Annotated in this window: 27 protein-coding genes; 9 read left to right on the top strand and 18 right to left on the bottom strand. The window is 59.6% G+C overall.

The genetic code is table 11. From position 1 onward, the window contains the following. Positions 1–30 precede the first annotated feature (30 nt). Complete coding sequence (locus HF945_RS04505; protein WP_290524559.1) at positions 31–576, top strand: hypothetical protein; 546 nt, start codon at positions 31–33, stop codon at positions 574–576. A 503-nt stretch (positions 577–1,079) separates the two neighbouring features. Here the strand turns inward: HF945_RS04505 and HF945_RS04500 are convergent. The 6 genes from HF945_RS04500 to dapA form a co-directional block, all read right to left on the bottom strand. Then, positions 1,080–1,592, bottom strand: coding sequence for a hypothetical protein (locus HF945_RS04500; protein WP_290524558.1), 513 nt, complete (start codon positions 1,590–1,592; stop codon positions 1,080–1,082). 118 nt (positions 1,593–1,710) lie between these two features. Then, positions 1,711–1,944 carry a DUF6726 family protein gene (locus tag HF945_RS04495; RefSeq protein ID WP_290524557.1) on the bottom strand — a complete coding sequence of 78 codons (234 nt, stop codon included), beginning with the start codon at positions 1,942–1,944 and terminating at the stop codon, positions 1,711–1,713. Between the two features lie 53 nt (positions 1,945–1,997). Then, on the bottom strand, positions 1,998–2,714 hold the full coding sequence (gene purC, locus HF945_RS04490; protein ID WP_290524556.1) for a phosphoribosylaminoimidazolesuccinocarboxamide synthase: 717 nt from the start codon (positions 2,712–2,714) through the stop codon (positions 1,998–2,000). Positions 2,715–2,782: 68 nt separating this feature from the next. Next, the gene (locus HF945_RS04485) at positions 2,783–3,556 is read right to left on the bottom strand and encodes an MBL fold metallo-hydrolase (RefSeq protein ID WP_290524555.1); all 774 of its coding nucleotides are present in this window, start codon (positions 3,554–3,556) and stop codon (positions 2,783–2,785) included. A 6-nt stretch (positions 3,557–3,562) separates the two neighbouring features. Further along, the gene (locus tag HF945_RS04480) at positions 3,563–4,219 is read right to left on the bottom strand and encodes an outer membrane protein assembly factor BamC (RefSeq protein ID WP_290524554.1); all 657 of its coding nucleotides are present in this window, start codon (positions 4,217–4,219) and stop codon (positions 3,563–3,565) included. Then, on the bottom strand, positions 4,216–5,100 hold the full coding sequence (gene dapA / locus HF945_RS04475; RefSeq protein WP_290524553.1) for a 4-hydroxy-tetrahydrodipicolinate synthase: 885 nt from the start codon (positions 5,098–5,100) through the stop codon (positions 4,216–4,218). Before dapA ends, HF945_RS04480 begins: the two co-directional genes overlap by 4 nt. Before the next feature lie 250 nt (positions 5,101–5,350). Here dapA and HF945_RS04470 point away from each other — a divergent pair, with 250 nt between their 5' ends. Together HF945_RS04470 and bcp are read left to right on the top strand one after the other, a co-directional pair. Next, entirely contained in the window at positions 5,351–5,878 is a 528-nt protein-coding gene (locus HF945_RS04470) for an ACT domain-containing protein (protein WP_290524552.1), read from the top strand. Positions 5,879–5,950: 72 nt separating this feature from the next. After that, positions 5,951–6,427, top strand: a complete 477-nt coding sequence (bcp, locus tag HF945_RS04465) for a thioredoxin-dependent thiol peroxidase (RefSeq protein ID WP_290524551.1) — start codon at positions 5,951–5,953, stop codon at positions 6,425–6,427. 104 nt (positions 6,428–6,531) lie between these two features. Here the strand turns inward: bcp and HF945_RS04460 are convergent, their stop codons facing one another. Both HF945_RS04460 and HF945_RS04455 read right to left on the bottom strand, forming a co-directional pair. Beyond that, complete coding sequence (locus HF945_RS04460; RefSeq protein WP_290524550.1) at positions 6,532–7,623, bottom strand: AI-2E family transporter; 1,092 nt, start codon at positions 7,621–7,623, stop codon at positions 6,532–6,534. Continuing rightward, positions 7,623–7,871 carry a sulfurtransferase TusA family protein gene (locus HF945_RS04455; RefSeq protein ID WP_290524549.1) on the bottom strand — a complete coding sequence of 83 codons (249 nt, stop codon included), beginning with the start codon at positions 7,869–7,871 and terminating at the stop codon, positions 7,623–7,625. Before HF945_RS04455 ends, HF945_RS04460 begins: the two co-directional genes overlap by 1 nt. Before the next feature lie 73 nt (positions 7,872–7,944). Here HF945_RS04455 and HF945_RS04450 point away from each other — a divergent pair, with 73 nt between their 5' ends. Continuing rightward, positions 7,945–9,375, top strand: a complete 1,431-nt coding sequence (locus HF945_RS04450) for a M48 family metalloprotease (protein WP_290524548.1) — start codon at positions 7,945–7,947, stop codon at positions 9,373–9,375. Positions 9,376–9,878: 503 nt separating this feature from the next. Here the strand turns inward: HF945_RS04450 and HF945_RS04445 are convergent. The 6 genes from HF945_RS04445 to HF945_RS04420 form a co-directional block, all read right to left on the bottom strand. Continuing rightward, positions 9,879–10,349, bottom strand: coding sequence for a regulatory protein RecX (locus tag HF945_RS04445; protein ID WP_290524547.1), 471 nt, complete (start codon positions 10,347–10,349; stop codon positions 9,879–9,881). After that, the gene (gene recA, locus HF945_RS04440) at positions 10,342–11,379 is read right to left on the bottom strand and encodes a recombinase RecA (RefSeq protein WP_290524546.1); all 1,038 of its coding nucleotides are present in this window, start codon (positions 11,377–11,379) and stop codon (positions 10,342–10,344) included. The genes HF945_RS04445 and recA overlap by 8 nt, the downstream gene beginning before the upstream one ends. A gap of 155 nt (positions 11,380–11,534) precedes the next feature. After that, complete coding sequence (locus HF945_RS04435; protein ID WP_290524545.1) at positions 11,535–12,023, bottom strand: CinA family protein; 489 nt, start codon at positions 12,021–12,023, stop codon at positions 11,535–11,537. A gap of 41 nt (positions 12,024–12,064) precedes the next feature. Then, positions 12,065–12,820: a heme ABC transporter ATP-binding protein gene (locus tag HF945_RS04430; RefSeq protein ID WP_290524544.1), complete on the bottom strand. Its 756-nt coding sequence runs from the start codon at positions 12,818–12,820 to the stop codon at positions 12,065–12,067. Beyond that, positions 12,813–13,853 carry an iron ABC transporter permease gene (locus HF945_RS04425; RefSeq protein ID WP_290524543.1) on the bottom strand — a complete coding sequence of 347 codons (1,041 nt, stop codon included), beginning with the start codon at positions 13,851–13,853 and terminating at the stop codon, positions 12,813–12,815. The genes HF945_RS04430 and HF945_RS04425 overlap by 8 nt, the downstream gene beginning before the upstream one ends. A gap of 9 nt (positions 13,854–13,862) precedes the next feature. Beyond that, complete coding sequence (locus HF945_RS04420; RefSeq protein ID WP_290524542.1) at positions 13,863–14,711, bottom strand: ABC transporter substrate-binding protein; 849 nt, start codon at positions 14,709–14,711, stop codon at positions 13,863–13,865. A 238-nt stretch (positions 14,712–14,949) separates the two neighbouring features. Between HF945_RS04420 and HF945_RS04415 the strand changes: the two genes are divergently transcribed. The 3 genes from HF945_RS04415 to HF945_RS04405 are packed head-to-tail and all read left to right on the top strand — an operon-like array spanning position 14,950 to position 17,924. After that, positions 14,950–16,977: a TonB-dependent hemoglobin/transferrin/lactoferrin family receptor gene (locus HF945_RS04415; protein ID WP_290524541.1), complete on the top strand. Its 2,028-nt coding sequence runs from the start codon at positions 14,950–14,952 to the stop codon at positions 16,975–16,977. A gap of 6 nt (positions 16,978–16,983) precedes the next feature. Next, positions 16,984–17,406: a heme utilization cystosolic carrier protein HutX gene (hutX, locus tag HF945_RS04410; protein WP_290525390.1), complete on the top strand. Its 423-nt coding sequence runs from the start codon at positions 16,984–16,986 to the stop codon at positions 17,404–17,406. After that, entirely contained in the window at positions 17,403–17,924 is a 522-nt protein-coding gene (locus HF945_RS04405; protein WP_290524540.1) for a pyridoxamine 5'-phosphate oxidase family protein, read from the top strand. The genes hutX and HF945_RS04405 overlap by 4 nt, the downstream gene beginning before the upstream one ends. Before the next feature lie 47 nt (positions 17,925–17,971). Here the strand turns inward: HF945_RS04405 and HF945_RS04400 are convergent, their stop codons facing one another. Beyond that, positions 17,972–19,327, bottom strand: coding sequence for a wax ester/triacylglycerol synthase family O-acyltransferase (locus HF945_RS04400; RefSeq protein WP_290524539.1), 1,356 nt, complete (start codon positions 19,325–19,327; stop codon positions 17,972–17,974). 309 nt (positions 19,328–19,636) lie between these two features. On the opposite strand from HF945_RS04400, the gene rnk reads away from it, so the two are divergent. Together rnk and HF945_RS04390 are read left to right on the top strand one after the other, a co-directional pair. Continuing rightward, positions 19,637–20,026, top strand: coding sequence for a nucleoside diphosphate kinase regulator (gene rnk, locus HF945_RS04395; RefSeq protein ID WP_290524538.1), 390 nt, complete (start codon positions 19,637–19,639; stop codon positions 20,024–20,026). An 89-nt stretch (positions 20,027–20,115) separates the two neighbouring features. Then, positions 20,116–21,492 carry a class II fumarate hydratase gene (locus tag HF945_RS04390; protein WP_290524537.1) on the top strand — a complete coding sequence of 459 codons (1,377 nt, stop codon included), beginning with the start codon at positions 20,116–20,118 and terminating at the stop codon, positions 21,490–21,492. Between the two features lie 164 nt (positions 21,493–21,656). Here HF945_RS04390 and HF945_RS04385 read toward each other — a convergent pair whose 3' ends face one another. The 3 genes from HF945_RS04385 to HF945_RS04375 form a co-directional block, all read right to left on the bottom strand. Then, positions 21,657–23,003, bottom strand: coding sequence for a wax ester/triacylglycerol synthase family O-acyltransferase (locus tag HF945_RS04385; RefSeq protein WP_290524536.1), 1,347 nt, complete (start codon positions 23,001–23,003; stop codon positions 21,657–21,659). A 440-nt stretch (positions 23,004–23,443) separates the two neighbouring features. Further along, positions 23,444–25,078, bottom strand: coding sequence for a long-chain-fatty-acid--CoA ligase (locus HF945_RS04380; protein ID WP_290524535.1), 1,635 nt, complete (start codon positions 25,076–25,078; stop codon positions 23,444–23,446). Positions 25,079–25,139: 61 nt separating this feature from the next. Beyond that, positions 25,140–26,756, bottom strand: a complete 1,617-nt coding sequence (locus HF945_RS04375; RefSeq protein WP_290524534.1) for a GMC family oxidoreductase N-terminal domain-containing protein — start codon at positions 26,754–26,756, stop codon at positions 25,140–25,142. Positions 26,757–26,908: the final 152 nt, after the last annotated feature.

Below are 26,908 nucleotides of genomic sequence, written 5' to 3'. Positions count from 1 at the left end.
CTATGACCGGATAACCGGAATGGATACCTCATGACCCCTGACCTGATTCAGCGACACCCACGCATTGACGCGCTGTTCGACCTGCACTCCGAGCGGTTTGGCAAAGATCAGACGCCCTACCGCAATCATATTTATCGGGTTCTTAATCTGGTTGCCTCACAACGGCCGCTCAGCGAAGAAGAGCTGGACCAAGTGGCTATTGCGGGGTTTTTCCATGACGCGGGTATCTGGCTGGCCGGCACCTTTGATTATCTCGACCCCTCCGCCAGACTGGCCTGCCATTATCTGGAAGAGCAGCATCTGGAAAGCTGGCAGCCCACCGTCAAGGCCATGATCCTTAACCACCACAAGGTCACCCGCTTCAGCCGGGACAACCTTAATCTGGCCGAAATGTTTCGCCGCGCAGACTGGATTGATGTGAGCCTGGGCTTGCTCCGTTTCGGACTGCCAGCCGCCCGCATTCGCCGTATCCGTGCAGCGTTTCCCAACGCCGGCTTCCACGCCCTGCTGCTCAAACTCGGTGGCCAGCAGCTACTCAGCCAGCCCTGGCGCCCCTTGCCCATGCTGCGGCGCTAGCTGCGCCTTGCCTCTTGAAAAGGAAACCACCCTTCCCTTCGAGACAAGACACAACAGCTGCACGCTTCAAGTCACGCTGAGTACGCAAGACGTTATTCAGAGGCCCCGAGCCTCCTCCTCCCTCAAGTCGCCCTTAAAAGTGACCCACAAAAGTTACTCACAATATCTGTGGATAACTCTGTGCATAGACTGTCAGGAACCGTCGCCAGCACAGGCTTTCCCTAAGATGGCATTAAAATGATGAAAAAATGGCCACAAGGTTAAAGCCATTACAAATCAATAAGTTAAGAAACAAAAGCCACAAATCAATGAGTTAGAGCAGATCGCTAGAATGGAGATGAGAAGGTGTTTACAGACTTGTGCAAAAGTGGTGCCCAGAAAGGGGGCACAACAAGACTGTAGCCCCTCAAGACCGCTCAAGAAGCGGCGCAAGAGGGGGAATCAGGAAGGAATAGGACGGGATTGCGCAGGAAAGCGCCCCCTTTCGAAACACAGGACAGGGCTTACCTGCCCAACCGGAAGCTGTAGCTCACGCCCAGCACCACCACCGGCTCAACATCCAGATCATACTGGTCCTGTTCTTCTTCGCTGTCGCAGCGGATAGCCGCCTTGTAGTCGGCGCACTCCAGCGCCTCCACCGCACCGATGGCGGCACTGACGGTCCAGCGGGAGTAGGGTTTCACCCATTGATGCCCAATTTCAAAACCGACCCCGAGACGCTCGTAATGTCGCTCGCCCCCCAGGTCACCGGCCAGCAGCCCGGTATAGAAGCCGTTTTCGTCCATCATCCCGCGCTCCATCTTGTGGCGCCAGCCCGCCACCCAGCGGAATTCATCGGTATCCAGGCCAGAGGAATCTACATAGTAGGCAGGGAGGGCGAAAAAACTGTTCTGGGTGGTCGCCCACTCCAGATTGATACCAACAAGGCCATTGAGATAACCCAGACCAATCAGGGCATCATCCGCCTGGGCGGTAAACGGCAACAGGGCCAGTAGCGAAACAAGCCAGCGACGCATGGCAAACTCCGGTTTTTTGTTTTTATGTCAGGCGTCCGGGAAGGGCGCAAACATTATTCTTCACAGCCCCCGGCGTATTACAAGCACCTTGGCGCCAGCATTTATGGCTCGGCGGCAGTTACAGCGGGATCTTGTCGATGCTGTCGGCGCTGGTATCAATGGCGCCATCCACTTTTTCCAGGGCCTCATCGGCCGCATTGCCGGCCACGGGAATAATGGACAAGGCAGCCCCCACCACCGAACCGGCCGCGCCTACCAGGCGCATCGGCGTAGTAACAATTTTGGTCAGGAAGCAGCCGCTCAATACCGCTGTCAGCAGTGCAACGGCGGTCAGACGAATCATGGCTTTCATGGGAGTCTCCTTATTATTATTGGGGCTGCCGGCCCCGGGGCCGGCAGTAAAACTTAATACTCGAACGTCATCCCCAGACGACGGCCCACTTCTTCGTAGGCTTCAACCACGCCGCCCAGCCCCTGGCGGAAGCGGTCCTTGTCCAGCTTTTCGCGGGTTTCCTTGTCCCACAGGCGGCAGCCATCCGGGCTGAATTCATCGCCCAGCAGCACTTCCCCATTAAACACGCCAAATTCCAGTTTGTAATCCACCAGCAGCATGCCGCCATCCAGGAACAGCTGCTTGAGCACATCGTTGACCTTGAAGGTCAGCGCCTTCATTTCAGCCACTTGCTCGTCCGTGGCCCAGCCAAAGCTGCGGATGTGGTAGTCGTTAACCATGGGGTCGCCCAGGTCATCGTTCTTGAGGAAGAATTCAAACGTGGGGGGCGTCAAATCCAGGCCCTCTTCCACGCCAAGGCGACGACAGATTGAGCCGGCGGAAATGTTCCGCACCACACACTCCACCGGAATCATCTCGAGTTTTTTCACCAGCGATTCGGTGGGAGACAGCATCTTTTCAAAGTGACAGGGAATACCGGCCGCCTTCAGCTTTTCCATGATGGCGGCGTTGAACTGGTTGTTCACCGCACCCTTGCGCGCCAGGGCTTCCTTCTTCTTGCCATCAAAGGCCGAGGTGTCGTCACGGAACACCATTACCAGACTGTCGGCATCATCAGTGGTGTACACAGACTTGGCTTTGCCAGCATACAACTCTTCGCGTTTTTCCATGAAAAGACCTATCACCAGAGTTATGGAAGCCTGCCGCCAGCGCCCTGAGGGGCCTGTCCGGAAACTCCCTAATGTATCTGCAGCCAGTCAAACCCTTCGGTCTGACTGGCCACACCAATGCGTTCACGACCGCAGGTGATCACCTGCTCGATGGCGTCTTGCGCCAGCAAGGTCGTATTGTTCTGCTCACTCAGGTGAGACAGTACAAGGTGTTGCAGGCGGTCCACGTTGGTTTGGCGCAACAGCGCCGCCGCCTGATCATTGCTCAGGTGCCCTAACATACCACCCACCCGGCGTTTCAACGACAACGGATAAGGGCCGCCCTCCAGCATCTGGCGGTCATGGTTGCATTCCAACACCAGTGCATCACAGTCGCTGTAGGCATCCACCACGTGGGGGGTGATCGACCCCAGGTCGGTCAGCACGCCCACGGTGCGCCCCTGCCAGGAAAAGCGGTACTGGCAGGGTTCACGGGCATCATGCGGCACCAGCACAGGCAGGATCTCCAGCGCACCTACCTGAAAAGCTCGCCCTGGACGAACCTCTTGCCAGTCCGCATTGCGGAACCCGGCTGGCTTGTCCCTGACTGCACAGGCCGTGCCAAAGGTACTGTAAACCGGGCAGCCGGTCTTACGGGCCAAAGCGCCAGCACCGCGCACATGATCACCATGTTCGTGGGTAACCAGAATGGCGCTCAGGCTATCGGCGGGCAGTCCATGCCGGGCCAGTCGGGCCAGGGTTTCCTTGACGGTAAAACCGCAATCCACCAACACCAGGGTGTCATCGGCCTGGATCAGGGTGGCATTGCCCTTGCTGCCGCTGCCCAGCGAAGCCAGACGCATCAAAGCCTATTCCAGCTCTTCATAGATACGTTCAAGGATGGCCTGTCCCGGCGCTTTCTCAACCAGCGCCGTGCCTTTCTCATTCAGTACCGCCACCTGGATCCCGTTGGTGGTATGGCTGAGCTTCAGCTGGGCCTCACGGGCACCAAGTTCATAGCGCGAGGGCACCCGAAGGTAAAACACCCCGATTTCGCGGTCCCGGTCCGACACTTTCAGGTCCGTGTCTTTCAGGGCATCGCCAATATATTCCCAGGCCCACGCATAGCGTGTGGACATCATCAGAATCGGGTAGCCATTGCCGTCACGGGCCAGAATCGCTCTGGCGGACTCTCCCGACGGTGCGGGTAAATCCTCATCATCCTCAGGCACATTGCCCAACACCACCAGTTCCGGCGGTGTGGGTGGCTCGTACTTGTCTTCATCGGGCCCTTTGCCGATCAGGCGGTCATCCTGGCGGGGCACGTCGTACAGCGCCTGCTCGCCGATGAACACTCCGCCTTCCGGCACCTGAATCGGGTCGGTGACCGCCGCATCCCGATACTCAAGACTGCTGTTGGGCAGCCAGCTACAGCCGCTGATCACCGCCAGCACCGCCAGACTACCCGGCAAACGCCCCCTCAGGATCGAAAAGCGACGCAAAGGGGTCGTTTCCACTTGCTTCATTTAGCCTCCAGAAGCCCGCACTGACGCAGGGAATCGCGCAACCGGGGCTGGGCCACTTCGGACAGCGACACCAGCGGCAGCCGGATACCCGCATCAATCAGGCCCATTTCATACAATGCCCATTTCACCGGAATCGGATTCGCTTCAATAAACAGATCACGGTGCAGGGGTTCAAGTTCCGCATTCAGTGCCCGCGCCTTGTCGGCATCACCCTCCAGCGCGGCTTCACACATGGCCGCCATCTTGGCGGGGGCCACGTTGGCCGTCACGGAAATGTCGCCATGGCCGCCGGCAAGGATGAATTCGCAAGCGGTGGCGTCGTCGCCGGAGTAGAGCATGAAATCGCCACCACAACGCTCGCGGATCTCGCGGGCCCGCTCCAGGTTGCCGGTGGCTTCCTTGATACCGATGATGTTGGGCACCTTGCTCAGTCGCTCCACGGTTTCCGGCAACATGTCGCAGGCCGTCCTTCCCGGTACATTGTAGAGGATCTGCGGGATATCCACGGCACGGGCAACCGCCAGGTAATGCTGATACAGGCCTTCCTGGGGCGGCTTGTTGTAATAAGGCGTCACCAGCAGGCAGGCATCAGCACCGTCACGCTTGGCGTCACGGGTCAGGCGAATGGCTTCTTCGGTATTGTTGGCACCGGTACCGGCGATCACCGGAATACGGCCCTTGGCGATGGCAACCACTTCGCGAATCACACTGTCGTGTTCTTCGAAACCGAGGGTTGCGGATTCACCCGTCGTGCCCACCGCCACGATGGCGTGGGTACCCTGATCCACATGCCAGTTCACCAGCGAGCGAAGATGTTCCCAGTCGACGGAACCGTCCTCTCGCATGGGGGTAACCAGCGCTACAATGCTGCCGCGAATCATGCCTGTCTCCTGTTGGCCGCAAAACCGGTGCCCACGGGTACCGGACCCTGCCGAAATGGTGAAGGGCGCTATGGTAAACTCCGACAGGGCTGGACGCCAGATGTGCCGCATAAAGGCGACATGCGGTGTCCCCGATTCCCGCCGTGCACAATCCTGCTCCCCGCACTACACTCTTGTTGCTACTCATTCCAATAATAGCCAGAACGGCCTCTTCGGAAGCCTCTGAAACGCGGATCTCAGGGAGCGTCATATGGAACAGTTGATCGTTATTTCTGCGCTGGGGTCGGACCGCCCCGGCATCGTTGAATCCCTTTCCCGCGCCGTCCTTGAGCGCCAGGGTAACATTCTGGATTCCCGCATGACGGTGCTGGGCGGCGAATTTGCGGTGTTGATGCTGGTCTCGGGCAGCGAGGGTACGCTGGCGCAGCTGGAAGCAGACCAGGCGACGCTCAGCCAGGAACTGGACCTGCTGATCACCCTCAAACGCACCCAGCGGAGGGATCAGCGCCCGGCCTCCCTGCCCTATGAGGTGGAGGTGGTCGCCATGGACAACCCTGGGATTGTTCATGAGATCGCCAATTTCTTTTCGTCCCGCAGCATCAATATTGATGACCTGCACACCGGCACCTATGCTGCCCCTCACACTGGCACCCCCATGTTCAGCCTTCACCTGGTACTGAGCATGAGCGCGGAACAATCCGTTGCCCAGCTGCGCGATGCCTTCCTGGATTTCTGTGAGGCACGCAACCTGGATGCCACCATGAGCCCGAAGCGGTAAGAACCGCTACACGCATCACGCTTCAGGCAACACGCAAGACACTAACCCAAAGACAGGGAACTGGACTAAGACATGGCACACCCCAAGATTGGTAATCTGGCACCCAACTTCAAACTGCAGGATCAGGACGGCAACACCGTTGAGCTGAAACAGTTCAAGGGCAAGCATCCGGTGGTAATCTTTTTCTACCCCAAGGCATTGACCCCGGGCTGTACCACCCAGGCCTGCGGCATCCGGGACACCAAAGCGGAGCTGGAGAAGCGTGGCGTGGTGGTGTTTGGCATCAGCCCGGACCCGGTAGCACGCCTGCCCAAGTTCATCGAAAAGCACGACCTGAACTTCAGCCTGCTGTCCGATGAAGATCATGCAGTGGCAGAAAAATATGGCTGCTGGGGCATGAAGAAGTTCATGGGCAAGGAATTCATGGGTCTGATCCGCACCAGCTTCATCGTCGGCAAGGATGGCAAGTTGGTGAAGGTCATGGACAAGTTCAAGACCAAGACCCACCACGAAGACCTGCTCGCCGAGCTGGACGCTCTGGGCATCTAGCGAGCCTCAGTGGTAGCTCACGTCTGCCGGTGTTCGAATCGCGCCGCCCGAATACGCTTGCGGTGGAACAAGAAAGGGGCGCTTGATCCGCCCCTTTTCATGCATCATTCTGCGGCTGCGTCTTCCGTGTTCCCGGAGGAATAATCGCCCTGACTGGGCCAGGCGTTAATCACCGCCTTGATCAGGGTCGCCAGCGGGATGGCAAAAAATACCCCCCACAACCCCCACATGCCACCAAACAGCAGGATGGCGGTAATGATCGCCACCGGGTGCAGATTGACCGCTTCCGAGAACAGCAGCGGCACCAGCAGATTGCCGTCAATAAACTGGATAATCCCGTACACCACCATCACCAGGGCAAAATCCCCGCCCCAACCAAACTGGACATAGGCTACAGCCGCCACGGGCAGGGTCACCACGGTGGCGCCAATATAGGGCACCACCACGGACAAGCCCACCAGCACACTGAGCAGTACCGCATAGTTGAGCCCGAACAGGATGAAGGCCACAAAAGTGGCGCTGCCGACCAGCAGAATCTCGATGGCCTTGCCGCGTACATAGTTGGCGATCTGCCCGTCCATTTCCTGCCAGACATGGGACAGCACCCGCCGCCGGTCCGGCAAAAAACGCATCAGCCAGCCCACCAGGGCGTCCTTGTCCTTGAGAAAGAAGAACACCAGCAGCGGCAGCAACACCAGAAACACCATGACTTCCACCAGGTTGGGAATGGAAGACAGTGACAGGGTCAGCACACCCTGCCCCACCACCGCCACCTCCCGCTGGATCACGGCAACGATGGAATCGATCTGCTCAATGGAAACAATCTCCGGATACCGGTTGGGCAGTTCCCGCAGCCAGGCCTCTCCATTCTTGAGCACATGGGGCAGCTGGTCACGGACCAACAGGACCGTCTGCTTCCAGACCAGCGGCAACAGCACCACCAGGGTGGCAATCAGCACCCCGAGAAACAGGGTAAACACCAGACTCACCGCCATCATGCGACGCAGGCCACGGCGCTCCAGCGCCGACACCAGCCCCTGCATCAGATAAGCGATGACCATGGCCGCCAGCACCGGGGCGAGCATCCCCCCCAGAAAGGCGATGACCAGGCCCACGGAAACCAGCACCACCAGCAGGTACACGGCTTCTTCGTCAGAGAAGTACTGATCCACCCAGTGCTTCAGAATTCGTACCATCAGCTCTCCCTTTCTCCGCGGCGAATCAGGAATCTCCAGCGCCCGGGTTGTTCATCACAGCGAACCAGTTGGTGACAGGATTGTCTCAAATAGGCAGGGATATCCTGCGCCGACGATGCATCCGTGGCGACCACTTCGAGAACCTGCCCGGCATTCAGGTGTCTGAGAGCCTGACGGGTCTTGAGAAGCGGCATGGGACATTGCAGCTCTGAAGCATCGATGTGAAGGTCAATTAACGGATCAGTCATGCACAGGGTTTCATTGTTTATCTGCCTGACGGCATTATAGTCACATGCCTGCCCATCCGATATGGAGTCCTGATTGAAGTTGCTACAACGCGTGTTTCTGCTGCTGTGCTGCCTGGCCGTGTACCCGGCCAGCGCCAATGATGACCTCCCGGTGCTGGGCGATCCCACCGCCGCACTGATGTCTGCAGATCAGGAGTACCGGCTGGGACGGGCATGGTTGCGGCAGCTGCGCGGCCAGACCTCCATCATGTCGGATCCGCTGGTGCAGGAATACGTGGAAAGTCTGGTCTACAGGCTGGCGTCTTTCAGTGACCTGAAAGAACCCGACCTGGATATCGTGGTCATCAACAGCCGGCAAATCAACGCGTTTGCCGTACCCGGTGGCGTCATCGGCCTCAATGCCGGGCTGTTCCTCAATGCTCACGGGGAAGCCGAAGTGGGCGGCGTGGTGGCACACGAAATCGCGCACGTGAGCCAGCGCCATTTTGCGCGCCGTTATCTGGACTCCAAGAAGGTCAACACCGCAGTGCTGGCTGCCATGCTGGCCAGCCTCGCGGTGGCCATTGCCGGCGACGGTGAAGCCGGTATGGCCGGCATGGCGGCCACACAGGCCGCCGCCATTCACAGCCAGCTGGCCTATTCACGACAGAACGAACGGGAAGCGGACCGGGTCGGCATGCAAACACTGGCCGCTGCCGGCATGGACCCCGACGCCATGCCTCGTTTTTTCGAACGGATGCACAACCAGCAACAGTTTTCCGGTGATCCGCCGGAGTTCCTGCTGACTCACCCGGTCACCGAAAGCCGTATCGCCGACAGCCGTGCCCGAGCACGCAATCTGCCCTCTCCACCACTGTCCATCTCTCCCCAGTATCTGCTGGTCCAGGCAAGGTTACGCGCCGCCTTCATCCAGGGCGACGACCAGGCCATCGACTACTTCGAACGCTATAGCAACGAACGCAGCGCCCTTGCCCTGCAAGCAGCCCGTTACGGTCTGGCCCTCAGCCACCTGCGCGCCAACCACTACGACCAGGCACGCTCACTGATGGAACAACTGGCCAACATCTACCCGGATGAACTCTGGTTCCGTCTGGGACTGGCCGAAATTGCGCTGGACGAAGAGCAGTACGACACCGCCATCCGCGAAGCTCAGCGGGTGCTCAAGGTTTCCCCGGATGACTATGCAGCGTCCATCCTGCTCAGCCGCGCCTATCTACGCAGCCAGCAACCGACGCGTGCCATGCCGGTGCTAAAGTCACTGCTGAACCGTCGTCCCACCGACCCCTATATCTGGGACCTTGCCGCCGATGCCTATGGCAACAGCGGCGACCGGGTACGCGCCCTCCACGCCCGGGCTGAAAGCCAGTTCCTGCGGGGTAACGACAGCAAGGCCCTGCAGCAAATGCAGTATGCCCTCAACGATGCCGAGAAAGATTTTGCCCTGTACAGCAAACTCAACGGTCGCATGAAAGAGATGCAGCGGCTGTCTGAGGAAGAGTTCTGATTGGGGACGCTGGATGCCTGACGCCTGACGGAATCATCAAAACCTGAGCAGGTCGTCACTTCGAAATGCTCAAGACTTACCTGTGGGAGCGTGCCTGCACGCGAATAATGCCTCCGTGGTTTCAACAACCTTCCACTTCAGCCATCAGTTAAGGGATACGGGTTCCCCAGCAGATACCCCCTGTTTTAACTCGGTGATCTCTGCGACCTCTGTGGTAAAACAGGCTTTGCTACTTGTGTGGGAAGTTCAGCTTGCTGAACGAATGCTGCGGTAGACCTGGGCATGCCACCAGAGCCTTCGTTCAGCAAGCTGAATCTCCCACCAGACATGGATTTGACCCAAGGCAAGTTAAGCGCTTGAATCGCGCCGCCACCGAGCGCAGCGAAGGAACGCCTGGCAAGGCAGCCCCGCAGGGGTGAGCGAAGCGAATAACCGACGCTCCTGCTGGAAGGCCTTGGTAGCAGCACCTTCCCGCTAATCCGCAATGAATCAGAAAAGAGCGGTTATTCTTCTTCCCGCACATCCAGAGCGGCGAAACTTTGTTCCGCATCGAAACCGCGGCTTTGCAGAAAGCGCAGTTGTCTGGCTTTTTCTTTCTGATCCTGCGGATAGCTACGGAAACGGCGGGCGCGAGCATCCCGGGCCAGGGCAAACCAGTCGATGCCACTATCTTCACCGGCGTCACGGATAGCCGCTTCAATCAGCTCCCGATCCACGCCTTTCAGCTGCATCTCCTGGCGGATACGCAGCGGGCCATGGCCTCGTTCGATGCGCGAACGCACAAAAAAACCGGCAAAGCGCCGGTCATCGATGAAACCCTGTTCCTCGCACCACTGGATCACCGACGCCAATGCCGGATGCTCCCCCACCTTGCTGCGCAGCTTGGTTTCCAGCTCGCGGCGGGCATGATCCCGGCGCGCCAGCAGGCTGACCGCCCGCTGACGCAACTCGGATTCGGTAAGCGGTTTATTCATCGCCCAGTTCGGCTTCCTCTTCGGCCTCAGCCGGAGCGTCGCCCGGAACAGCCAGCAGACGAGCACGGATTTCCTTCTCGATCTCCTGGGCAATGGCCGGATTCTCACGCAGGTAATCACAGGCGTTCTGTTTGCCCTGGCCAATCTTGTCACCCTTGTAGGCGTACCAGGCACCGGACTTGTCAACCAGGCCCTGCTGTACACCCAGATCCAGCACTTCACCCAGCTGGTTGATGCCCTGGCCGTAAAGAATCTGGAACTCAGCCTGACGGAACGGCGGGGAGACCTTATTCTTCACCACTTTCACACGGGTTTCATTACCGGTGACTTCGTCGCCCTGCTTCACGGCACCAATGCGTCGAATGTCCAGGCGCACGGAGGAGTAGAACTTGAGGGCATTACCCCCGGTGGTCGTTTCCGGGTTACCGAACATCACCCCGATCTTCATGCGGATCTGGTTGATGAACACCACCAGGGTGTTGGCATTCTTCACGTTACCGGTAATCTTGCGCAGCGCCTGGCTCATCAGACGGGCCTGCAGACCAACGTGGGCGTCGCCCATTTCACCTTCGATTTCCGCCTTGGGCACCAACGCCGCCACGGAATCCACAATCACCACATCCACGGCACCGGAGCGCACCAGCATGTCGGTGATTTCCAGTGCCTGCTCACCGGTATCCGGCTGGGACACGATAAGGTCATCAACGTTCACACCCAGCTTCTCGGCGTAATCCGGGTCCAGCGCGTGCTCCGCATCCACGAAGGCACAGGTGGCGCCTTTCTTCTGGGCTTCGGCGATCACGCTCAGGGTCAGGGTGGTCTTACCGGAGGATTCCGGACCGTAGATTTCCACGATACGGCCTTTCGGCAAACCGCCAATACCCAGTGCGATATCCAGCCCCAGGGAGCCGGTGGAAATGGCCGGGATCCGCTCGCGCTTCTGGTCGCCCATGCGCATCACGGAACCTTTACCAAACTGACGTTCAATCTGGGACAGTGCGGCGGACAACGCCTTGGATTTATCGCTCATTGTGACCCCTCTCCTGTGTCGGCGTGACAGTCATTGCATCGCCGGTATCTGTGTCGTCAAAACTGGCCTTTCAGTCAGCACTGACAATATGGACAGTATTATGAACAGGTATTCCTGTGCTTTGCAACCCTGTTTGTCTGATCGGGCAATTGTGACTACTGCAGGCGCGCATTCAAGCCCTCGATGGCGGCCAGAATGGTCTGCTGACGAACGGCATGGCGATCGCCGGCAAAGTGAAAGCACTGCGCCTCGGCAGGGCCCTGCTTCTGCGCCCAGGCGATCCACACCGTGCCCACCGGTTTGTCCGGGGTGCCTCCATCCGGCCCGGCCACGCCGGTCACCGCCACACTGATATGACCGCGGGAATGCTCGATGGCACCGCGGGCCATTTCCAGTGCGGTTGCTTGACTGACCGCCCCATGGCTGTCCAGTGTCTGCGCCTGTACACCCAGCAGGTCCTGCTTCGCTTCATTGGAATAGGACACCATGCCGCGCTCGAACCAGGCGGACGAGCCAGGCAGGGCCGTCATGGCCTGGGCGATACCGCCGCCGGTGCAGGACTCTGCCGTCACCACCATCAGACGCTGGCGGGTCAGTCGCAGGGCCAGGGATTCAATTGCATCGGGAATGTCTCGGGAGTTCACGCATCGCTCCAGTAACAGGTCTGGAACGCACTTTAGCATTTTCAGAGCAACGCAAAATGCTCTTCCGACAGGTAACGCTCGGGACGATAGCCCCATACGTCTTCAATTCGCTCGGGCGTGAGGGTCTGTTGCGGCGCACCATCCGCTACCAGCTCCCCTTCCGCCAGCACCAGACAGCGCATGCCATAACGCAGCACCTGATTCAGGTCGTGCAATACCGCCAGTACGGTAATGCCTCGCTGCTGGGCCAGCCGCACCGCCAGCCGCAAAATGTTGTGTTGCTGCCCCAGATCCTGGGCAGACACGGGTTCATCCAGCAGCAGCAGCGGCGTTTTTTCTGCCTGCACCAGCTGCACCAGTACTCGGGCCAGGTGCACCCGCTGTTTTTCACCACCGGACAAACCGGGAAAACTGCGCGCGGCCAGGTGCAAGCAATCCGTATCAATCATGGCGGCCCGCACCACATCGGCGCCGGCCTGGCGCGACATGGACAACGGCATCAATCCCATCTCAACCACTTCACGGACACTGAACGGGAACGTCAGGCTGCTGGCCTGGGGTAGCACTGCAACATGTCGGGCCCGCTGCAGGCTGTTCCAGTGCCGCAGTGATTGACCGTGGAAAAGCAACTCTCCACGGCAAGTCACCTCGCCACTAATGGCCTTGAGCAATGAAGACTTCCCCGCGCCATTGGGCCCCAGCAATGCCACAAACTGCCCCGCGGGCAGACGCAGATTGTCCAGTTGCAGCAAACGCCGACCACCGGCTTCAACAAGCAGATCACTAATCTCAAGCACCGGACAGACTCCATTGCTTGCGCTGCTGAAGCAGCAGGATCAGAAAGAACGGCGCACCCAGCAGGGCCGTGAGCAAGCCCACGGGTAATTCTGCCGGGCTGGCCAGGGTGCGCGCGGCCAGGTCCGAAAGCATCAACAACATTGCTCCGGTCAGCGCCGACAGCGGCAACAGGCGGCGGTGATCCGGGCCACAGGACAAGCGCACCAGGTGCGGCACCACCAGCCCCACAAAGCCGATAATGCCGCTGCACGCCACCGCGACGCCCACCCCCAGCGCTGCCAGCACAATCAACTCCAGTTTCATGCGCTCCACGGGCACCCCCAGATGGCGCGCCTCGGATTCCCCCAACAAAAAGGCATTGAGCGGCCCGGCCCGGCGCTGAAACCAGATCGCCAATACCGCAAACGCTACCAACGCCAGCAACACCTGCTGGTGATTGGCCCCATTCAGCGACCCCATTTGCCAGACACTGAGCTCTCGCAACCGGGCGTCATCGGTGAAGTAACTGAGAAAGCCGATCCCCGCGCCAGCGAACGCGGCCACCGCCACCCCCGCCAGCAGCAACATGACCACAGACGTACCCGCCGAGGAACGTGCCAGCGAATACACCAGCAAGGTGGTCAGCAGCCCGGTGACAAACGCCGCAGACGGTACCGCCCAGACCAGCCATGCGACCGGTAACAACACGATCGCCAACACTGCGCCCACCGCCGCCCCGGAGGACACCCCGATAATCCCCGGGTCGGCCAGCGGATTACGGAACAGACCCTGCATCACCGCACCGCATTGGGCCAGAATGGCGCCGACCAGCATGGCCAGCAACAAGCGCGGCAAGCGAAGCTCCAGCACAATGACTTTTTCGTGGCGGAGTAACCCGGAGCGATCACTACTGAACAGCGCATCCCAAATAGCGGTCAAGCTGCCGGAGGCAGGCATGGACACCGCCCCCTGGGTCAGGGACAACACCACTCCAACCATCAGCAGGGCGCACAGCAACACCGCCGCAGGGGCCGCCGGCAATCGATTCATCATGACAAAGCCCTAGTAGCCAGACGGCCTGGAAGACTGCACTGCGTTAGCGACGCGCTCCGCCTCATCCAGCGCCGCCAGGCTCAAGCCCGCCACCAGGGTGGCACCATCCACCGTGTAGATTTGCCCCGCCTTACCGGCTGGGGTATGCGACAACAGGGGCTGCTTCTCCAATAGCGCCGCCGCTGGATCAGTGCTCATCTCACCAGCCACCAAAATCACATCCGGCTCCATGGCCAGCAGGGACTCCGTGGAGACCGAACGATAGTTCTCAAAATCCGCCACGTTATCCGCTCCCAGTAGCTCAATCATCGCCTGCCCGGCATTACTGCCCGCGCCCGCGAGACGAAACCCACCCCGCGCACCGAGAATGAACGCGACCTTATTGCCCTTCAGGGAATGGGCCTGCAGCGCAGCGGTCCGGGCAGCAAAACGGTCCAGCAGACCCTGAGCCTGCGCCTCTCGACCCAGCGCCTCTGCCATCGCCTGCAGATTGCTTTTCAGCGCAGGCAAGGAATAGGCCGCCGGCAAGCGAATCAGCTCAACCCCGGCGTCTTCCAGCACATTCAAGGTGGTGTCGGGGCCCATGTGATCGGTACCCACCAGATGAGTCGGTGAAAGGCTCAACAAGCCCTCGGCAGACAGGTTGCGGTGGTAGCCAATGCGCGGCAACTCAGCCAGCTCGCCAGACGCCGGGCTGGTCACGTCCACCGCCACTAGGGAATCCTCCAGCCCCAGCGCGACAATCATGTTGGTGGCACCTGCATCCGCACTGATCAGTCGTTTGGGCTCAGCCGCCTGCACCTGCACAGCCAGGACCACACTGATCGACAAGCCTGCGATCATTTCAAGAATTCGCACCACAACTCCCCTTTCTCAGGTTGCATTTCCGAGCACAACCGCCCTGAGGAGACGTACCCGTCCCCCGTAATGTGGCGCAAATACTGGCAGTCTGAGCCATAAACGTCAATGAGAATGATTACTGCTTACATATCATATTCAAATGCCTATGCTTGCGCCCCAATTCTGATTACTGCCCAGCCAGCCCCTCGCACGCCAGGCAAATTCGCTCTCTTTTTTGGCTTGTGAGGAAACCCACATGTTTTTGCGCAAACGTGCCCTGTCCCTGGCAATCGCCCTGTCAGCCAGCCCGGCTCTGGCTGACACCTCTGCAGAAGAACCGATAGTGCTGGCCGAACTGGCCCCGATCACTGTCACCGCAACCCGTGACAACAAAACGGAAAAAGAGGCCACCCGCTCCGTGGCCACCGTCAGCGCGGAAAGCATCGAGAGCCGTCAGGCCAGCTCCGCGCCGGAGCTGGTCAAGGACATCCCCAATGTCACCACCGTGGGTGGCCCCCGTTCTGAAAATCAACATATCAATATCCGTGGCCTGGAAGGCGCCCGGGTACTGCAACTGGTGGACGGTGCACGACAGGTCTTTGAATCCGGCCACCGCCCCAGTTACTTCATCGAGCCCGAGCTGATTCGCTCTGCAGAGGTAATTCGTGGCCCGGCCAGCAACCTGTGGGGCTCTGGCGCGGTCGGCGGTGTCGCCTCATTCAACACCGTGGATCCCACCGACCTGATCCAGCCCGATGCCAGCGTCGGCGGTTTCCTGAAAGGCACCTACAACGACAACAACAATGACAAACGCGGCAGCGCCGCCGTGGCAGGCACCACCAGGCATCTGGATTGGCTGTTCAGTGGTTACAACCGCGAGAGTGACGACATGGAAGTGTCCCACGATCAGGAACTGGCCAATTCAGCCAGCCGCGAAGAGGGTGGAATGGGCAAGTTGGTCTGGCATCTGGCCGATAACCAGAACATTGCCTTTACCGCGCGGCAAGCGGACTTCTCCGGCGGCGTGCCTTCCAACGGCAGCGCCCCCGCCAATGGCACAAGCAACTTCCTGATCCAGCGCGACCAGACCACCCGCAATGCGGCCATCGACTACCGCCACCTGGGCAACGGTGACGGCACCAACAGCCAGGCCATGTTCTACTGGAATGGCGTGGAGATGGATGAAACCCGCGAAAGTGATGGCCGCCCGGACAGCACCCAGCTGGACCTGTACGGCATCAACCTGAACCACACCGCCATGCTCGGCAAACTGGAGTTGCTGATGGGGGTGGACGGCTATCAGGAACAATTCAGTGCAGAGCGGGGCGGCAGCAACCGGCCCACCCCGCCGGACGCCACCACCGATGTCTGGGGCGTCTTTGCCCAGGGTACCTATCCACTCACCGGCTCGCTGGATCTGGAGCTCGGCGTGCGCTATGACGACTTCGCCACCGAGGCCGACAACCTCAACGAAGACCGCAGTGACAGCGCCGTCTCCCCTTCTGCGGCGCTGAGCTGGCAAGCGGCCGAGTGGGCCCGTGTCACCCTTCGTCACGACCAGGCCTTCCGGGCCCCGAGCGCCGAAGAGTTGTACAGCACCGGTACCCATTTCTGCATGGGCCCGGGGTTCTGCAACACCTTCGTTTCCAACCCGGATCTGGATCCGGAACAGGCCGCCAACAACGAATTGCTGGTGCGCATGGACTGGAGCGAGCTGGCCGGGGGCGACAACCTCACCGTCAAGGCGGCCATCTTCCAGAACAAGGTGGACAACTTCATTGAACAAATCGTGACCCCGCCCGTGTTCTTCCCCCCACCGGCCATGGACCCGGGCAACACCTACTGGGTCAACGTGGACAAGGCCACCCTGGAAGGCTTCGAGCTGGAAGCAGAATACCGTCTTGAGGCGCTCGGTGTTCGACTCGGCTATGGCCAGACCCGCGGTGAAGACGAAGATACCGGTGAAGACCTGACCAATATCCCGGCAGACACCCTGAACGCCGACCTGTTCTACGGCTTTTGGGATAACCAGTTCACCGCCGGTGTTCGCATGATCCACGCCCGTGAACAGGACCTAACCGATTACGCCACCAACACCGGCAACACCACCTACGACGGCTACACCGTCACCGACTTGTATGCCAGCTGGACCCCGAAAGCCTGGCCGGCCATCCGTGCCGATGTGACCGTTAACAACATCACCGACCGCAGCTACCGGGTGGCCTGGTCCGAACTGGACAACCCCGGCCGCGCGATCATTTCCTCATTGCGCTATCAATTCTGATAGCGCCTGGAGACGCTCAAGACCCAGCCACAACCTTCGTTGCCAGGCAGTGACGCCAAAGCCTTGATGCAGCTGCTCGCCACCTGGGACAACACCACCACCATCGTGCTGCACGGCAGCTGTGTGTTCGAATTCAAGGGCCCCTTCCCCGCCGGCAAGGAAGGGGAAGGGTATTTCAATCTGGATGGTCCGGTTCCCGGCTTCCACGGCCATATCCGCCTGGAGGCCATCGGCCATATCTATTTGCAGAGCCGCCAGCACCGTGGCCGTGACAGCCATGCGTTCTGCTTTCAGGACAAGCAGGGCGACAACATTTTCAAAGTGTTTCTCGGCCGCGACGGCAATGGCCAACTGCTGGAGAAGCAACTGAAAACCTACCTGAGCATTCGTGACACCCTCAGCCTGCCCAACACCGGAGCCGACCAATGAGCAGTGAACGTTTTACCCGCAAGATCAACCAGGAAGTGGTCGACTTCATCCACAGCCGGCGCAGCTTGCAACTGGCCAGCATCCGCGACGACGGCGCGCCCTTTGCGTCCTATGCGCCCTTCGCCATCGGCGACGAGTGCCTCTATGTGTTGATCAGCGAAATTGCCGTGCATGCGCGCAATCTGCAAGCCAACCCGCAGGCCTCTGTGCTGATCGTGGAAGATGAAGACAGCGCAGAAGAACTGTTTGCCCGCAAGCGGGTGAACTATTTGATGGATGCCGAAAAGCTGCAGGAGGACAGCCCGGAATGGAAGACCGGTGTAGAGACGCTTCACCAGCGTCTGGGCGAGCGCATTCTCAACCTGAGCACCCTGGGGGATTTCAAGCTGTTCCGCCTGATCCCGCGGGAAGGTCGCTACGTAAAAGGGTTTGCCCGCGCCTATCAACTGGAAGGCAAGACCCTGGCCGGTGAAGCGGTCAACCACATGCGCGATGGTCACCGCAAACGCCAGGCATAAGCCGAACACCGGGCCAGACGACCGGCGTCTGGCCCGGAGTTGCCGATCTACTTCCCTTCCAGCTCCACCAGCGACTCTTCCAGATAATCCAGCATGCGCTGAATCCGGGGCAGGGTTTCCCGGCAAGCGATGATGCCGAACTCAAGGCTGTCACAGTAGCTGAACACAGTGATGTTGAGCGCATAACCGTGCATCACCAGCGACACCGGATACGAGGCCAGCATCTTGGCATCGCCCATGTACAAGGGCTCCTTCGGCCCCGGCACATTGGAAATCACCAGGTTGAACAGCGGGTTCATACGCCCGGAAATGCCGGTCATCTGGCCCACCGATAACGGCAGGTTGGAGATCATGGTGAAAATATCGATCTCCGCTTTTTCCATGGACTTCAAGCGCCCCTTCACCCCATTCATGGAATCCTTGATGGCCTCCAGTCGCTCTGTGGGTTCATGCAGATGGGTACCCAGGCTGACCTGTACCGTAGTGATGGCATTGCCTCCTTCACCGGCTTCTTCCATGGAACGCAGCGCCACCGGCACCTGGGCCACCAGAGGATCGTGGGGCAGCTTGTCCAGCGACAACAGATAGCGACGCATGGCGCCGCCGCACATGGCCAGAAAGATATCGTTTACGGTGCCATCGTGCTGCTCTGCCACCTTCTTGATACGATCCAGTGACCAGGACTGGGCAGCAAAACGGCGGGCACCGGTCACCCGATGGTTAAACACCGTTTTCGGCGCCTGATAGATGGTCTTGATGTTGCTTTCCTTGGGCTGACGCATCAGGTCCACAAACTGGCTGGTGCCACGCTGCACATTGCGCAGCGACTTGATCAGTCCCACCGGCGCGGGCTTTTTCTTCTTGCGCTTGCGGGGAAGGCGGGTGTTCCACTCGGAAGACCAGGGGGGAGGCAGGGAATCCCCCGGGTTGGTGGACATGCGCGATTGCAACAGATTCATACCACCGGCACCGTCCATCATGGCGTGGTGCATCTTGTTGTAGACGGCGAAGCGGTTTCCTTCCAGCCCCTCAATGAGATAGCACTCCCACAACGGGCGACGGGGATCGAGGCGCTGGGCATGCAGGCGCGATACCAGTGCCAGCAACTCGCGCACCCGGCCCGGACGGGGCAGTGCCGAATGGCGCACGTGGTAGTCGATATCAAAGTTCTCATCGGTGATCCAGGAGGCATCCACCCTGCCCGGCACCCGCGAGTGCAGTTTCTGGTTGAACGGACGACAAATGCCTTCCACATCCACCATGCGACGGTAGATCTGCTCAAGATAATCATCCGGAGCGCCCTCCGGCAGGCCATAGAGTTGCAGCATGCCGATATGCATGGGGGTTTCCCGGGTTTCCATCATCAGAAAGCCGGCATCAAAAATGGAAAGCTTCTTGCCCACGGTGCGTTCTCCTGAACGGTAGCGCCTGAAAGCCTCGTAACCTACGCCGGGCCATGAATGTGCACCATGACAGAACGCGGTTCGGCATGAGCCATCTGGACAACGTTTACCGTTCTGTTACGCTCATCCCATGACTGACGCCTTTGCTCCCGTCCCGGTGAGCCCGTCCCCCTTGTTCCAGACAATCACCCCTGAAAACGGCGTGGTTGCGAGCACTCCTGCCTTTCTCTCCTGACGCCGAACGGCCGTGCCTGCGCCGGACGTTCGGCGCCCCCGGCACGACTACCCCCGATACTTCAGGAGAACAAAATGGCCAATTTACCGCCCATTACGGTCACCACCCTGGACCGTGAGCGACTCTATGCCCTGCTGGATCGCCAGCAGGAAGACAGCGATGAAATCGAGCACCTCTACCGCGAACTGGAACGCGCCCATATTGTGGCCCCGGACCAGTTGCCCGAGGGGACGGTCTGCCTGGGCAGCCGGGTGCGCTTTCGTGAAGCCGGCAGCGAAAAGGCACACTTGCGCGTGCTGGTGCTGCCCCGCGAAACCGGCAACTTCCCGGACGCCATCTCTATCCTCAGCCCGGCCGGGGCCGCCCTGCTCGGGCTGAGCGTGGGCGCCACCATCCACTGGCCCTGCCGTAACCGTACTTTGCAGCTGCAGTTACTGGAGGTCCTGCCGGCTCAGTCACATTAGCGCCCAGGCTGCCTGCCGGACGGCCCCGGCAAGCAGCCGCCAGAACCAGCTGCTACACTTTCAACACGATCGCTGACAGGGAGAAAAGCATGACCCGTTATCGCACCGAAAAAGACAGCATGGGCGAGCTCAAGGTCCCCAGCTCCGCGCTCTATGGTGCCCAGACGCAACGCGCCATCGACAATTTCCCGGTGAGTGGTCAGCCCCTCCCCCACGCCTTTATCCGTGCCCTGCTGCTGGCCAAGCGGGCCGCCGCCACCGCCAACAGCAAATTGGGACAGATCCCGGCAGAGATGGGCGAGGCCATCTGCCAGAGCGTAGATGCCTTGTTGGAAGAGGATTTCATGACGCACTTCCCGGTGGACATCTTCCAGACCGGTTCCGGGACCAGCTCCAACATGAATGCCAACGAGGTGCTTGCTACCCTGGCCAGCCGTCATTACGGCCAGCCGGTGAGTCCCAACGACCACATCAATTGCGGCCAGAGCAGTAACGATGTAATCCCCACCACCATCCACATCAGCGCCTCCCTCGCCCTGGCCGAGGCATTGCTGCCTGCCCTGCAACACCTGGAATCAGTGATTCGCCGCAAGGCCACTGAGGTGGCCGCCTATGTGAAAACCGGCCGCACCCACCTGATGGATGCCATGCCAGTGCGCATGAGCCAGAGCCTGGATGCCTGGGCGGACCAGATTGCCCGCAACATCACCCACTTGAAACAACTGCAGCCCTCGATCCAGAGTCTGGCCCAGGGCGGAACGGCCGTAGGTACCGGTATCAATGCCCATCCCGATTTCGCTGCCGCTTTCACCCTGGCCCTCAGTACCCACACCGGCATGACGTTCACCCCGGCGGAGAATTTCTTTACCCACATCGGCTCCCAGGACATCGCCGTGGCACTCTCCGGGCAGCTGAAAACCACCGCAGTGACGATCATGAAAATCGCCAATGACCTGCGCTGGATGAACTCCGGCCCATTGGCCGGGCTCGGTGAAATAGAACTGGAAGCACTGCAACCGGGCTCCTCCATCATGCCCGGCAAGGTTAACCCGGTGATCCCGGAAGCCGCCGCCATGGTCGCCGCCCAGGTGATCGGCAACGACACCACCCTCACCGTGGCCGGCCAATCGGGAAACTTTGAACTGAACGTGATGCTGCCACTGGTGGCGAAGAATCTTCTGGAAAGCCTCACCTTGCTGAGCAACGTGAGCCGCCTGCTGGCGGACAAGGCCATCGCCACTTTCACGGTAAGGGAAGACAAGCTCAATGAGGCACTGGCCCGCAACCCGATTCTGGTCACCGCCCTAAACCCCATCATTGGTTACCTGAAGGCCGCCGAGATTGCCAAACTGGCCTACCAGGAAAACCGCCCCATCATCGAGGTGGCGGAACAGCATACCGACCTGAGCAAAGCGGAGCTGGAACGGTTACTGGACCCGGCATCGCTGACGGACGGCGGCCCGTAGCAACATCCACCCACTACATTCAGCACAGAGCCAGAGAGGCTCTGCGCCTGGATGTTGTTTGTGATGCAACGCCCTGATTGCCCCTGCAACCGTGCCCATCCCCCTGACAAGAGGGAGGCGCTCGCGTTTACCGCAAGCCTGTCGAGCACGTTTGCTGTTGGCCATTACTCCAGTTCGCTGAGCGATTCCTCGAAATAATCAAGAAAACGCTGGATGTGCGGCAGGGTATCCCGGCAACCGATCACCCCGAACTCCAGGCTGTCCTTGTAGCTGACCACGGTAATGTTCAAGGCATAGCCGTGCAGTACCAGGGACACCGGATACGTGGCCTGCATCTCGGCACCGTTCAGATACAACGTTTGCTTCGGCCCTGGCACATTGGAAATCACCAGGTTGAACATGGGATTGATCCGCCCGGAGATCCCGGTGATCTGCCCGAGGGAAAGAGGGACATTAGTGAGCAGGGTATAGACATCAATCTCTGCCTTCTGCATGTCACCAAGGCGGGACTTCACCGACTTCATGGAATCCTGAATCGCTGCCACCCGGGCTTCGGGAATATCCAGGTGTGTACCAAGACTGACCTGTACGGTAGTGATGGCATTGCCCCCCTCCTCCGCCTGATCGGCACTGCGCAGGGCCACCGGCACCTGAGCTACCAGTGCTTCCTCCGGCAAGCTGTCCTGACTGAGCAGGTAACGACGCAATGCGCCGCCGCACATGGCCAGAAAGATATCATTCACCGTGCCATTGTGTTTCTTTGCCGCCGCTTTGATCCGCGGCAGAGACCAGGACTGTGCCGCAAACCGGCGAGCCCCGGTGACGCGACGGTTGAGCTGGGTCTTCGGCGCCCGGTAGATGGTCTTCACATTCCCCTCTTTGGGCTGGCGCAGCAGATCCACCAGCTGACCGGTTCCCCTGGAGACGTTACTCAGCCCCTGACGCACGGAAGCCTTCACCTTCTCACTCGGAGAGCGCTTCGGCTTGTTGGCATCCCAGGCACCGGACCAGGGCGCGGGCATGGCATCGTCGGCACTTTTCGCCATGCGTGACTGCATCAGGTGCATCCCTGCCATGCCATCCACCATGGAATGATGCATCTTGGTGTAGAGCGCAAACCGGTTACCTTCGATACCTTCAATCAGATAGCACTCCCACAGCGGACGGCTGGGATCGAGTCGCTGGGCATGGAGGCGGGAGACCAGCGCCAGCAATTCGCGCACCCGTCCCGGGCGCGGCAGTGCCGAATGGCGCACGTGATAATCGATATCGAAGTTTTCGTCTTCCACCCACGCCGCGTCCATACGCAATGGCAAGTGAGCCTGGATTTTCTGGTTGAACGGACGGCAGATCCCGTCCACGTCAATCAGATAGCGATACATGTTTTCCATGTAATCTGCCGGTGCATCCTCGGGCATCGTGAACAGGGCAAGCCCACCCACGTGCATGGGGGTTTCCCGGGTTTCCATCATCAGCCAGCCAGAATCCATGATGGACAATTTGCGCGCCATAAGATGCTCCAGAGCGTTGTTGCTTATTGTTGTGGTTCCACAATGCCATCCCCATGCGGGAATACCAAACATCCCATTATCCAGACCCTGTCCCGGGACTCATTGGCTGATTCGTTGTTTTTGGTTATCGACGGATACACCCCATGGTCCTGGTGTCCTCTGCGGTACATCTGTTTTTAGCGCCTGCCCAATCTCGCCGCCAGCGAAGCGCCTACGGGGGAGGGAGACGTGAATCGGGCTTTTCCCGCAAAACCGCGATAAAACAAACAAAAGGGCCAGAGAGAAACAAACTGTCCAGTTGAAAAGGTGCCGAACGGAGATTCAAGGCGGGGACTGCCCATTGCAGGCATAATTGCCACAGCCCCCTCCCAGGGAGACTGTGGCGGTCGGGACACGGCAGCCTCAATCAGTGCAGCAACCGGGCTGTCGTACGGACAGGCTTACTTGTCGGTCTGGGCTGACAACAGCACATCACCATATTTTTCACGGAGCTGGTTTTTCATCACCTTGCCGGTGGCACCCAGCGGCAGGTCATCCACAAAGATGACCGTGTCTGGCACCTGCCAGCTGGCCACCTTGCCCTTGTAGAAGGCCAGCAATTCGTCGCCGGTCACGTCCGCTTCCCCGTTCTTCACCGCGATGAGAATCGGGCGTTCATCCCACTTCGGATGGCGGGCCGCAATCGCCGCCGCATTGGCGATACCCGGATGGGCAATGGCAATGTTTTCCAGCTCTACGGTGGAAATCCACTCGCCCCCGGACTTGATGATGTCCTTGGAGCGGTCACGGATGATCATGTAGCCATCCTCATCCACGGTGGCCACGTCGCCGGTATCAAACCAGCCATCCGCGGTCAGGGCGGACTCCCCCTTGCCGAAATAGCTTTCCACAATCCAGTGGCCGCGGATCTGCAGGTCACCCTGGGTTTTGCCATCGTGGGGAAGAGGATGCCCCGCCTCGTCAACGATGCGCAGCGCCACACCATAGGGCGGACGACCCTGGCCCTGACGCAACAGCGCCTGCTCTTCATCACTGAGGCGATCATGCTTCTGCAGCAGCTGATTCATGGTGCCCAACGGCGAGGTTTCGGTCATGCCCCAGGCATGAATCAGTTCCACACCATACTTGTCGCGGAACTGGTTGATCATGGACGGCGGCAAGGCGGAGCCGCCCACAACCGTACGCTTCAGGCTCTCCGGCTTCTTGCCGGAACGGGCCATGGCTTCCAGCAGCCCCATCCAGATGGTGGGCACCCCCAGCGCCAGTGTCACCGACTGATCGTTGAGCAGGTTGACCAGGCTGTCACCGTCCAGATGCGGCCCCGGCAACACCAGCTTGGCACCCACGGCAGCCGTGACGTAAGGCACACCCCAGGCATTCACATGGAACATGGGAACCACCGGCAACACCGTATCGCGGGCGGAAATGGCCAGTCCATCGGGCTGATTGCCGCCCAGGGAATGCAGCACGGTGGAACGGTGGGTGTATTGCACCCCTTTGGGGTTCCCGGTGGTGCCCGAGGTGTAACACAGGGCCGCCGGGCTGGTTTCATCGATCTGCGGCCAATGGGCCACCGGCTCCACTTCACTCAGCAACTCATCGTAGAACTTCAGACCGTCCAGCTGCGCCGCAGCCTCCTCATCGCGCGCGCCCATCAGGACAAAATGCTTCACGCTCTTCAGCTTGGGCTTCAGCGCAGCCACCGCCGGCAGGAAGGTGCTGTCGAAGAACAGCACCTGATCATCCGCATCCTCCACAATGTAGATCAGCTGTTCCGGGTGGAGACGAGGGTTGATGGTATGGGTAATACGACCGCTGGAAGCCACCCCGTAATAGATTTCCAGGTGACGGCGGTTGTTCCAGGCGATGGTGCCACAGCGGCTGCCGGGCGCGACGCCCAGCTTGTCCAGCACCGCAGCCAGTCGGCGGGCATTTTCCGACACCTTTCCCCAGGTCAGGGTTTCCACCTCACCACTGGTTTCCACCGACACCACGTCCGTGCCTGCGTGGTAGTTCTTGGCGTGGTCCAGCAACGAGCCAACCGTCAGTGACTCATACATCATGGTGCCATTCATGCTCTCTCTCCTAAGTACAAAATCAGTCTTTCTTCGTTATGCAATGCTTGTTGAGCAGCGGTCAGCTCTTGGGCTGATCCGCCTTGATCATATCAACGGCCTTTTCCGCGATCATGATGGTGGGGGCATTGGTGTTGCCGCTCACCAGTGTAGGCATCACCGAAGCATCCACCACCCGTAGCCCTTCCAGGCCACGGACTTTCAACTGCGGATCCACCACCGCCATGTCATCCAGTCCCATTTTGCAGGACCCTACCGGATGATAGACGGTATCAGATCGGGCACGCAGGTGATCTTTCCACTCTTCATCCGTGAAATCCAAACGCGCGCCAAACATGGGCTCTTCCCGGTATTTGGCCAAAGGCTCACCTTCCAGAATACCCTGAGTGATCTTCGCGCCCTTGAGCAGCGTCTCCATGTCGCGCTCATCACTGAGGAACCCGGGATCAATGCCCGGCGCCGCCAACGGATCACCGCTCTTCAGGAACACCCTGCCACGGGAGTGGGGTCGCAACACACAGACATGACAACTGAAACCATGGCCCAGGGTCAGTTTCCTGGCATGGTCGTCCACCACGGAAATGACAAAGTGCAGCTGCAGATCCGGCCGACTCACATCACTCTCCGACTTGACGAACGCCGCCCCTTCAGCAAAAGGCGTAGCAATCATGCCTGTGCCGTCTTTGCGCCACTGCAGAATATGCTTGAACAGATTGACGCTTGCCGTGACCCCGATACCGAAGTTATCGGTATCTTTTGAGCGGTAAGACAAAATGAAATCGATATGATCCTGAAGGTTATGCCCCACCCCCGGCAGTTCATGAACCATCTCGATGCCATGGGGGGTAATGTCCTCCGGGCGTCCCACGCCGGAAAGCTGCAACAGCTGGGGGCTGCCGAAAGCACCGCCAGCCAACAGCACCTCACGACGTGCTACTGCTACCGCATCATGGCCTTTCTGGTGATACGCCACGCCGGTGGCACGCTTGCCCTCGAACACGACCCTGGTGGCACGGGCGCCGGTGATCACCGTCAGGTTGCTGCGATCCATCACCGGGTGCAGAAACCCCGCTGCCGTGGAGCAGCGCTCGCCATTTTTCGGCTCACCATGGAACTGGGTGACCTGATAGATACCGGCCCCTTCATTGTCTCCAGTATTGAAATCCTCAATCACCGGATACCCCGCCTGCCGGGCCGATTCCACAAAGGCATGGGTCACCGGGCGAGGCGACTTCTGATTGCTCACATGGAGCGGGCCGTCGTCGCCATGAAACGCATCACGGCCATTTTCATTGTTTTCGGACTTGATGAAATACGGCAATACCTCATCCCAGGACCAGCCAGCACAACCCTGCTCCGCCCACAGGTCATAGTCTTCCTTCTGGCCGCGCACATAGAGCATGGCATTAATGGCACTGGAGCCGCCCAATGCCTTGCCGCGGGGCTGGTAGCCCTGACGACCATTCAAACCGGACTGGGGTTCGGTTTCGAAGGCCCAGTTACTGACCAGCCCGTTAGGCAGCATGGCCACCACCCCGGCGGGCGCCCGGATCATGATGTGGTCCCCCTTTCCGCCTGCTTCCAGCAGACATACGGAAACCGAAGGATCCTCACTCAGCCGGGCCGCCAACACCGCCCCGGCAGACCCGCCACCAACGATGACATAATCAAATTCCATGCTGCTCTCCCTGTTGTTCTTTTCAGTCGTATGCGGCCCCTGGCGCAGGTCTTCGCCGGCCAGCCCCCAATCAATACTGAAGCTGGGCATTTGTCGAGTTTCTTTGTACTCCCCCCAGGGTTGAAATTTGTAACTTTGCGGGCTGGTAGGCA

The sequence above is a fragment of the Alcanivorax sp. genome (genome assembly GCF_017794965.1).
Lineage (GTDB): Bacteria > Pseudomonadota > Gammaproteobacteria > Pseudomonadales > Alcanivoracaceae > Alcanivorax.
This window is presented reverse-complemented; position numbering and strand designations above follow the sequence as displayed.